The organism is Haemophilus sp. oral taxon 851 str. F0397 (genome assembly GCF_000242295.1).
Classification (GTDB): domain Bacteria; phylum Pseudomonadota; class Gammaproteobacteria; order Enterobacterales; family Pasteurellaceae; genus Haemophilus.
This window is the reverse complement of sequence record NZ_JH591080.1, coordinates 71620-73905: the sequence shown is the minus strand read 5'-3', so window position 1 is coordinate 73905 and position 2286 is coordinate 71620. Positions and strand designations below refer to the sequence as shown.

General features: G+C 34.2%; 1 protein-coding gene and 2 pseudogenes. 1 reads left to right on the top strand and 2 read right to left on the bottom strand.

All coding sequences use genetic code 11. The annotated features are described in order from the left end of the window. The first annotated feature begins 310 nt into the window (after positions 1 to 310). Positions 311 to 1420 (top strand): porin, encoded by a 1110-nt coding sequence (locus HMPREF9096_RS03070; protein ID WP_009766738.1) that lies wholly within the window; start codon positions 311 to 313, stop codon positions 1418 to 1420. A gap of 372 nt (positions 1421 to 1792) precedes the next feature. On the opposite strand, the pseudogene HMPREF9096_RS09330 reads toward HMPREF9096_RS03070, so the two are convergent. Both HMPREF9096_RS09330 and HMPREF9096_RS03075 read right to left on the bottom strand, forming a co-directional pair. After that, positions 1793 to 1976: pseudogene (locus tag HMPREF9096_RS09330) on the bottom strand (metal ABC transporter permease); the annotation flags it as partial. Beyond that, positions 1975 to 2266, bottom strand: a pseudogene (locus HMPREF9096_RS03075) (iron ABC transporter permease); the annotation flags it as partial. The pseudogenes HMPREF9096_RS09330 and HMPREF9096_RS03075, both read right to left, overlap by 2 nt. Positions 2267 to 2286 lie beyond the last annotated feature (20 nt).

Below are 2286 nucleotides of genomic sequence, written 5' to 3'. Positions count from 1 at the left end.
AAGGGGCAGAAAACCCAACACAGGAAGATATTGGCTACCTAGAAGAATAATATAGAAAACTGACATACCATTCTATTTCCCTGTACCTAAAAATATTTATAGGCAATACTCAAACCTTAAAAAGAACAAAAAAATAGACAAATCGTACAAAAAGTGCTCTCTCAGTCAGGTTTCAAAAAATTAAAATATTAGATAGTTGACATCAAAAAGAGAATTTGCAATGATCCGCCACGTCTATTTAGGAGGTTGGACAATCTTATATAAAAAGAGTTCAATCATGGATAGTAAACAACCATAAGGAATACAAATTATGAAAAAAACACTTGCAGCATTAATCATCGGTGCATTCGCGGCTTCAGCAGCGAACGCAGCTGTAGTTTACGATAACGAAGGAACTAAAGTTGAAGTTGATGGTTCGATTCGTCTTATTCTTCAAAAAACTAATAAAGAAGGTGCTGGTCACACTCACTCGGGTTTAAAAAATGATGGTTCTCGTTTTGGCTTTACTGTCAACCACCAGTTAAATGACGGCTACTATGCATTAGCTCGTCTTGAAACCAGACTTAAAGGTGATGCTAAAGGTGACGATGAATTTGGCAACATTACAGCACATCGTGCCTTTGCTGGAATTGGTCATAAAGAACGTGGTCAATTAACATTTGGTCGTCAAACAACTATTGCTGATAAACTTGTTACAGCGAATGATTATAGTTATGGACTTATCGAAAAAGATCGCTATATTCCAAATGAAGGAAACTCTGTTATTCGTTATGACTACAATGGAATTGAAGGTTTAGTGCTAAGCGCAAGCTATCAATTTGCAAATAAACGTGACAGTGAAAATGAAGTTGATGTTAGTACTGACAACAATCGAGTAATTAAGAATGGTTTCCAATTAGGTGCAATTTATGATGCAAACAATGTGATCGCAAAATTTGCATATGGTCGCACAAATTACGGTCTTGACTATGTACAGAATGAAGATAATCCTGACGAGTATATCCAGTCGTATGAGAAAAGCCATAGAGATGGTTTCCTAACAAGCTTAGGGTATCGTTTCGGAAACTTGACAGTTTCAGTTGATTCTGGTTATGCTAAAGTTACTGATAAAGATTCTGAGACCAAAGTTACACAAAAACATTACTTCGTATCTCCTGGCTTCCAGTATAAAGTAAGTGAATTAAGTAATATTTACGGTAACTATAAATACGAAAAAGTTAAAGAGTATAATAATGTTAACACTGATACTACACAATATAAAACTAATGGTTTCTTGCTTGGTGTAGATTATAAACTTCACAAACAAGCAGTGGTATTCTTAGAAGGGAAATATCAAGTTGAGAAGCTATATGAAGATGGTGCTTACGCTGGAAAAGCTAAAGACAAAGCTATTGGCGTAGGTTTACGTGTATTCTTCTAATTAAACAATTAGAAACTATGAAGGCGAATCGAAAGGTTCGCCTTTTTGTTTGTTCTAAAATCGAATAAAAACACAAAAAGTCTTTTTAAAGCCCTTAAGACAGATATAGATATTACAAAGTATGCGGCGTTGATTTTATAGTTATTCATTTGTTTTTCTCTACTTAAAATCCTTCCGCATAGTAACTATTCAATAAGATATATAACAAAATTTTGCTAAAGAATATGTTAAGAATTTATGAGAAAAATACATACTAATCGGATAAAGAAAGAATGCCTTATGTCAAATACTTTAGCGAGGAAATTGAAGAAGTATTTCATTGAATAAAAACGGCACAAACAATAAGTTTACACCGTTGTAAAAGGTGATAAATTATCTTGTTCTAATTTTGCTATAAGCTAATGCAATAACAAAGAATGCAGCTTGTAGCAGAATAATGCAAGCGCCTGTTGACGCATCAAAATGATAACTCAAAATTACACCAATCAAACTTGATATAATAGAACTTACAATAGTAATCCATAACATTTTAAAAAGATGTTGTGAGCGTAAGTGCGGGCCAAAAACACATGTTTTTTCCGCCCACCAGATAACTCACCAATTTGACAATGAGCGAGGTGTTCAATGTTCATTCGCTGCATCGCCTCTTGTACTTTTTGTTTATCAATCGCTTTGGGAATACGAAGAAAATTTATATGCCCATAAAGCCCCATCATCACGACATCATACACTAACATGGGAAATTGCCAGTCCACTTCTTCAGATTGTGAAACATAAGCAACTAAATTACGTTTCAGCGCTTGGGAAATTACAAAGTTTGATTTCACCTTATTGTAGTTTCAGTATCTAATACAATTTGGCGATTG

What these genes read in the sequence shown, in the direction of transcription:
- HMPREF9096_RS03070 (WP_009766738.1), top strand. Translation starts at nt 311, where the DNA reads ATGAAAAAAACACTTGCAGCATTAATCATCGGTGCATTCGCGGCTTCA.